Below are 284 nucleotides of genomic sequence, written 5' to 3' on the forward strand. Positions count from 1 at the left end.
CGGGCGCAGGAAATTTGAGAGGAGCTGTCCTTAGTACGAGAGGACCGGGATGGACGCACCGCTGGTGTACCAGTTGTCTTGCCAAAGGCATAGCTGGGTAGCTACGTGCGGACGGGATAAGTGCTGAAAGCATCTAAGCATGAAGCCCCCCTCAAGATGAGATTTCCCATGGCGCAAGCTAGTAAGATCCCTGAAAGATGATCAGGTTGATAGGTCAGAGGTGGAAGCGTGGCGACATGTGGAGCTGACTGATACTAATAGATCGAGGACTTAACCAACGCTTT

The organism is Peribacillus sp. B65, from assembly GCF_058513295.1.